Below are 6,677 nucleotides of genomic sequence, written 5' to 3'. Positions count from 1 at the left end.
ATGCAGCCGTCCTTGCGGATCAGCCATTCGAGATCGCCTTTCGGGTTCTCGTACTCGGTGAAGCGCATCACCGTCCATGAATGCTCGGTGAGATCGCGCGGGTTGTCGTAGACGCCCGTCGTGATGCCGACCTCGTCGCGCAGATCGTTCCACTCCATGCACGCCGTCTGGCACGCCTTGCAGCCGATGCACTTGGTCACATCGATCAGCTTCGCGACTTCTCCGGTCACCGGCTCGCGCACCGACGTCGGCTGCACGGTCGTGGCGGAAAGACGTCTGATATCGAGCGATTGAAATGCCATGACGCCTCCCCTATGCCTTTTCGACCTTCACGAGGAACGACTTGAATTCCGGTGTCTGCGAATTCGCGTCGGCCACGACAGGCGTCAACGTGTTGGTGATATAGCCCGGCTTCGTGAGCCCCTTGAAACCCCAATGCAACGGAATGCCGACCGTCTGCACCTTCTTGCCGTCGATCATCAACGGTTTGATCCGCTTCGTGACGACAGCCACGGCGATGATGTACCCACGATTGCTCGACACCTTCACGCGGTCGCCCGCCACCACGCCGACCTGCTTCGCGAGGTCTTCGCCGATTTCGACAAACTGCTGCGGCTGGATGATCGCGTTCAGGCGCGCATGCTTGGTCCAGAAGTGGAAGTGTTCCGTCAGACGATAGGTAGTCGCCGTATGCGGGAAATCGGCCGCCTTGCCGAACGCCTTGCGGTCGTCCGGGAACACACGCGCAGCCGGGTTATTCGTCGCCAGCGGATTGTTCGGATGGAACGTGTTGTAGCCGAGCGGCGTTTCGAACGGCTCGTAGTGCTCGGGGAAAGGCCCTTCGTTCATGCCGTCGCGCGCGAAGAAACGCGCGACGCCTTCCGGGTTCATGATGAACGGTCCCATGCCGTTTTCGGGCGCCTCGTCGATCTTGTAGTCGGGGATGTCGGGCCCGCTCCAGCTCGTGCCGTTCCACGCAATCAGCTTGCGCTTCAGGTCGAACGGCTTGCCGTTCACATCGCACGATGCGCGGTTGTACAGCACGCGCCGGTTCGCAGGCCACGCCCACGCCCAGCCGAGCGTCTGGCCGATGCCCGTCGGGTCGCTGTTGTCGCGCCGGCCCATCTGGTTGCCCGTCTGGGTCCACGCGCCGCAGAAGATCCAGCAGCCGCTCGCCGTCGTGCCGTCGTCCTTCAGCTGCGCGAAGCCGGCCAGCTGGTCGCCCTTCTTGACGAGCACCTTGCTCGGATCTTTGGGATCGGGCAGGTCCGCGAGCGCCTTGCCGCTGAACTCCATCGCGATCTCTTCGGGCGTCGGGCTGTCGGGATGCGCGTAGGTCCAGTTCAGGTTGACGATGGGATCGGGATACTTGCCGCCCTGCTCCTTGTACGCCTTGCGCATGCGCAGGAAGAGGCCAGACATGATCTCGAGGTCGCTACGCGCCTCGCCCGGCCCCTCCACGCCTTGCCAGTGCCATTGCAGCACGCGGCTCGAACTCACGAGCGAACCGCGCTCTTCGGCGAAGCAGGTGGTCGGCAGCCGGAACACTTCCGTCTGGATCTTCGATGCATCGACGTCGTTGTACTCGCCGTAGTTCTTCCAGAACTCGGACGTTTCCGTCGCGAGCGGGTCCATGATGACGAGCCACTTCAGCTTCGCCAGGCTCGCCGCCGTCTTCGCCTTATTCGGCGCGGCCGCGAGCGGATTGAAGCCCTGGCAGATATAGCCGTTCATCTTGCCCTGGTGCATCAGTTCGATGGTCTGCAGCAGGTCGTACGGCTTGTCGAGCTTCGGCAGGTAGTCGAAGCCCCAGTTGTTGTCGGCCGTCGCGGCGTCGCCCCACCACGACTTCATCATGCTCACGTGGAAGGCGCGGTAATTCTTCCAGTAGCTCAACTGGTTGGGCCGCAGCGGCTGCGCTGCGCGCTTCTTGATGTAGGCGTCGAAATCCTGCTCCGGCTCGTTCGGCAGCGTCATGTAGCCGGGCAGCAGATTCGACATCAGGCCGAGGTCCGTCAACCCCTGGATGTTCGAGTGGCCACGCAGTGCGTTCATCCCGCCGCCCGCGATGCCGATATTGCCGAGCAGCAGTTGCACCATCGCACCCGTGCGGATCATCTGCGCGCCGATCGAATGATGCGTCCAGCCGAGCGCATAGAGAATCGTGCCCGCGCGACCCGGTGTCGAAGTCGTCGCGAGCGTCTCGCAGACGTGCAGGAACTTCTCCTTCGGCGTGCCGCAGGTCTTTTCGACCATCTCCGGCGTATAGCGCGAATAGTGCTGCTTGAGCAGGTTGTACACGCAGCGCGGATGCTGCAGCGTCGTGTCGACCTTGACGAAGCCGTCGTCGCCGCGCTCGTAGTCCCACGTCGTCTTGTCTGCGTACTTGTGCGCGTTCGCGTCGTAGCCGGAGAAGATGCCGTCGTTGAACGCAAAGTCTTCACGGACGATGAACGGCATGTCCGTGTAGTTCTTCACATACTCGTGCTGGATCTTGTCATTGGTCAGCAGATAGTTGATCACGCCGCCAAGGAACGCGATGTCGGTGCCCGTGCGGATCGGCGCATAGAAATCCGCGATCGACGCCGTACGCGTAAAGCGCGGATCGACGACCATCAGCTTCGCCTTGTTGTGCGCCTTCGCCTCGGTCACCCATTTGAAACCGCACGGGTGCGCCTCGGCCGCATTGCCGCCCATCACCAGAATCACGTCCGCGTTCTTGATGTCGACCCAATGGTTCGTCATCGCTCCACGGCCAAACGTCGGGGCAAGACCTGCCACCGTCGGGCCGTGTCAGACACGCGCCTGGTTGTCGAACGCAAGCATCCCCATGCTGCGCACAGTCTTGTGCGTCAGATAGCCGACCTCGTTGCTGCCCGCCGACGCCGCGAGCATGCCCGTGGTCAGCCAGCGATTGACCTTCTTGCCGTCGGGCGTGCTTTCGATGAAGTTTGCGTCGCGGTCTTCCTTCATCAGCTTCGCGATGCGGTCGAGCGCGTCGTTCCACGAGATGCGTTGCCACTGATCGGAACCTGCCGCACGATACTCGGGATACTTCAGACGGCTCGGGCTATGAATGAAGTCGATCAGGCTCGCCCCTTTCGGGCACAACGTGCCGCGATTGACCGGGTGGTCCGGGTCGCCTTCAATGTGAATGATGCTGGCAGTCGCGTTCTTCGCGCCGTCGCCGAGGCCGTACATCAGGATGCCGCAGCCGACGGAGCAATAGGGACACGTGTTGCGCGTTTCGGTAGTACGAGCCAGTTTGTACTGTCGGACTTCGGCGAGCGCGGGTTCCGGCGAGAAGCCCATCAGGGCCAAACTCGATCCGGCCAGCGTGCTCGCCGTCACCTTCAGAAACTGACGGCGGGACATTTGCAACATGATCGCCTCTCGTTCTATTCGTGGGGATGTGAAAAAAGTATAAGTCGTTTCCTGACGATCGTAAGCAGACAGAAGCACAATGCGCAGCACGATCTATGCTCAACGACTCAGCGTTGTGGTTCAGTCTTGTTGCTCAGTCTTGTTGTGTTCGCATAGGTAGATGGGCATGACGCTTGCGTAATACGATTGTCAGCTGCATGCCCCGGCGCGCGTCAATGCGCGATGAATCCGCGATGCCATGCGTTGTGTGTCCGGCGTATCAACCCTCGTCATGAAGGACCGTCATGGAACTCGATTCACTGTCCGCCGACAAGCTGCAAACGGTCGCGAAGAAGCAGGCGTCGTGGGCTGCCGGCGCGTTGCGGCAGTTCTCCGAGAACCGCTGCGCGGCGATGGCGGCGAGCATCGCGTTCTATGCGGCGTTCTCGCTCGCGCCGACGCTCGTGATGGTGATCGCCATCTCCGGCTGGTTCTTCGGCGCGGAAGCCGCGCGCGGCGAATTGTTCAGACAGGTGCATAGCGTGCTCGGCAACGATGCCGCTGCGGCCGTCACGACGATCGTACAGAACGCGCATCGCAGCGGCGGCGCAGGCGGCATCGCTGCGATCATCTCGTTCGTCCTGCTGGCCGTGGGCGCGTCCGCGACCTTTTCGTCGTTGAATAGCGCGCTCAATATCGTCTGGCCGTCGGTGGCGCCGCGCGCGTCGAGCGTGTTCGCGCTGGTGCGCGTGCGGCTGATCTCGTTTGGCCTCGTGCTCGGCGTGGCGTTCCTGCTGATCGTGTCGCTGGTGCTCGACACGGCGATCACGTTTGTCGGCAACTGGATCTGGGGCGACTCGCCGTATGTGGTGATCGGCAATCTGCTGCAACTGGCCGTCGGCTGGATGGTGCTCGCGTTCGCGTTCGCCGCGCTGCTCAAGTTTCTGCCCGATGCGCCCGTGCGCTGGCGCGACGCGCTGGTCGGCGGGACGGTGGCGGCCGCGCTCTTCTCTGCGGGCAAGAAGCTCTTCGCGCTCTACCTCGCGCATGCCGGCATGGCCAATTCGTTCGGCGCGGCCGGCTCGCTCGCGGTGCTGCTGATGTGGCTGTACTTCTCGGCGGTCGTGTTGCTGCTCGGCGCGGAGTTCGCCGCCGCGCGCGGCCGCATGCATGATCCCCGTGGCGCGTGGGGCCTCGCACCCGCCACGCCGCCGGGCAGCCGCGCGATGCTGGCGTCCGTGCTGGCAGCATCGACGGTGGCGACAGACGCGAGACGCAGACCAGTGAGCGACCCGCAGCCGTCTTCAGTCGTCACGCCGCCGACACCGCGTCCTTCCATTGCAACGCGATTGCTGGCGAAGCATGACGCCGGCATCGGCAAGGCCGTGTCTATCGGCAAGACTGTCATCAAGGCCGAGACGCAGGCGACGCGCGCCGCCGCGGTGACGATCGTCGAAGCAGGACGCAGGGCCGTCGCGGCGGACCGTTATGTCCGGCGGCATCCATGGGAGTCGATGCTGATCGCGGCGAGCACCGCGATGGCCGTGGCCGCGTTCGCCCGGCGCTGCAACGCTTCGAACGACGCTGAAACGCCGCCTTCCGATAACGCCAGCCGTTAAGCGTCCACTTCAACAGCGGCGGCCGGCCGCGATCACATCCGACCGAAACTGTCCACCCGAAACGTCAAGCTGAACGCTCGCAGCCTTTATGACTTCTTAATGTGGAAGCGGAAATTTCCGCAGTCGACTAGACAACTTTCTTACACGAAACACGCGCCTGATGACGTAAATCGTACCGATACTATCGATCACTGTCATAAAAACAACAATAATCCACAACCAAAGATTCAATATTGCTGAAACAGAAACAATCGTTGGCAAGCTTGCGATACAAGGCTTCTACCGGGCTGTCGGTTTTTCGATACACCTTAATTTTTTTCAGTTCTTACACTTAGAGACACTGCGCTATTCTCCGTTTCGCAACAACGAAAACCAATCATCTGCGTGGAGAAATGGATGAAACGAATCGCACTGTCGACGCTCTCGCTGGCTCTGCTCGGCGCTGCAGGCGCAGCACATGCACAGAGCAGCGTGACGCTTTATGGCTTGATCGATGACTCGATCCAGTACGTTCACAACTCGAACCTGGCTAATGACAACCTGTGGCAGCTGGCAGCAGGCAACCTGCAAGGCAGCCGCTGGGGCATGAAGGGTACGGAAGACCTGGGCGGTGGCCTGAAGGCGATCTTCCAGTTGGAAAGCGGCTTCAACCCGAACAACGGCAAGATGGGCTCGTACGGCACGGGCACCAAGCTGTTCGGCCGTCAGGCATACGTTGGCGTGACGCACGATGCCTACGGTACGTTCACGTTGGGTCGCCAGTACGACCCGCTCGTCGACCTGGTCCAGCCGCTGACGGCTGACAACTACTTCGGTAGCACGTTCACGACGCCGGGCGACGTTGACAACAACGACAACAGCTCGCGTACGAACAACGCAATCAAGTACGTGTCGCCGGTGTGGAGCGGCTTCCAGTTCGAAGGCATGTACGCTCTGGGCGGCGTCGCTGGCGCAACGGGCGCTGGCCAGTCGTGGGCAGGCGCAGCAACGTGGAGCGGCGGTCCGTTCGCCGTCGCAGCTGGTTACTTCCGCATGCAAAACGGCAACACGCCGGCAAGCCGCGGCGTCACCCCGGCAACGCCGGCTGGCACTTGGAGCCAAGGCGTGACGTCGGACGCTACGTTCGATGGCTCGAACATCAACGGCGCGTACCAGTCTGCCAAGTCGATCGACATCACGTCGGTAGCTGGCCAATATGTCACGGGTCCGTTCACGTTCAACCTGCGTTACAGCTTCGCGCAGTACAAGCCGGACGGATTCTCGGGCTTCGCGTCGCAGCAGAAGTACCAGGTTGCTGGCGCTTACGCAGGCTGGCAGGTCACGCCGGCAATGCTGCTCGGTCTGGGCTACACCTACACGCACGGCTCTGGCGACGCGTCGGCAAGCTACAACCAGGTTTCGCTGGGCGCCGACTACAATCTGTCGAAGCGTACCGACCTGTACCTGCTCGGTGCTTACCAGAAGGCAAGCGGCCATCAGCGTGATCAAAGCACGGGCAACATCGTCGACGCAGGCGCATCGGTTGGCTCGTATGGCTACGGCGCAGGTTCGACCAGCCAGGAAATCGTCAGCTTGGGTATCCGTCACAAGTTCTAATAGAACAATATGACGCACGGCTCGAGACGTCGAGCCGTACTCTGAAGCCAGCAGCGGCGCAAGCCAACGCTGGCTTTTTTCATTGCCCCAGTGGAAAAA

3 protein-coding genes and 1 pseudogene are annotated in these 6,677 nt (G+C 61.8%); 2 read left to right on the top strand and 2 right to left on the bottom strand.

Annotated elements, in window-relative coordinates:
• Together SB822_RS41005 and fdnG are read right to left on the bottom strand one after the other, a co-directional pair.
• A pseudogene (locus SB822_RS41005) lies at nucleotides 1–302 on the bottom strand (formate dehydrogenase subunit beta); the annotation flags it as partial.
• 10 nt (nucleotides 303–312) lie between these two features.
• On the bottom strand, nucleotides 313–3,384 hold the full coding sequence (fdnG, locus tag SB822_RS41000) for a formate dehydrogenase-N subunit alpha (protein ID WP_410857373.1): 3,072 nt from the start codon (nucleotides 3,382–3,384) through the stop codon (nucleotides 313–315).
• 284 nt (nucleotides 3,385–3,668) lie between these two features.
• On the opposite strand from fdnG, the gene SB822_RS40995 reads away from it, so the two are divergent.
• Both SB822_RS40995 and SB822_RS40990 read left to right on the top strand, forming a co-directional pair.
• Nucleotides 3,669–4,982, top strand: a complete 1,314-nt coding sequence (locus SB822_RS40995; protein WP_410857372.1) for a YihY/virulence factor BrkB family protein — start codon at nucleotides 3,669–3,671, stop codon at nucleotides 4,980–4,982.
• 396 nt (nucleotides 4,983–5,378) lie between these two features.
• Entirely contained in the window at nucleotides 5,379–6,578 is a 1,200-nt protein-coding gene (locus SB822_RS40990) for a porin (RefSeq protein ID WP_009770771.1), read from the top strand.
• Nucleotides 6,579–6,677 lie beyond the last annotated feature (99 nt).

The organism is Paraburkholderia sp. SIMBA_054 (assembly GCF_046534875.1).
Taxonomy (GTDB): domain Bacteria; phylum Pseudomonadota; class Gammaproteobacteria; order Burkholderiales; family Burkholderiaceae; genus Paraburkholderia; species Paraburkholderia hospita.
The sequence above is the reverse complement of the archived record's forward strand: the minus strand, read 5'-3'. Positions and strand labels throughout refer to the sequence as shown.

What these genes read in the sequence shown, in the direction of transcription:
- SB822_RS40990 (WP_009770771.1), top strand. Translation starts at nt 5,379, where the DNA reads ATGAAACGAATCGCACTGTCGACGCTCTCGCTGGCTCTGCTCGGCGCT.
- SB822_RS40995 (WP_410857372.1), top strand. Translation starts at nt 3,669, where the DNA reads ATGGAACTCGATTCACTGTCCGCCGACAAGCTGCAAACGGTCGCGAAG.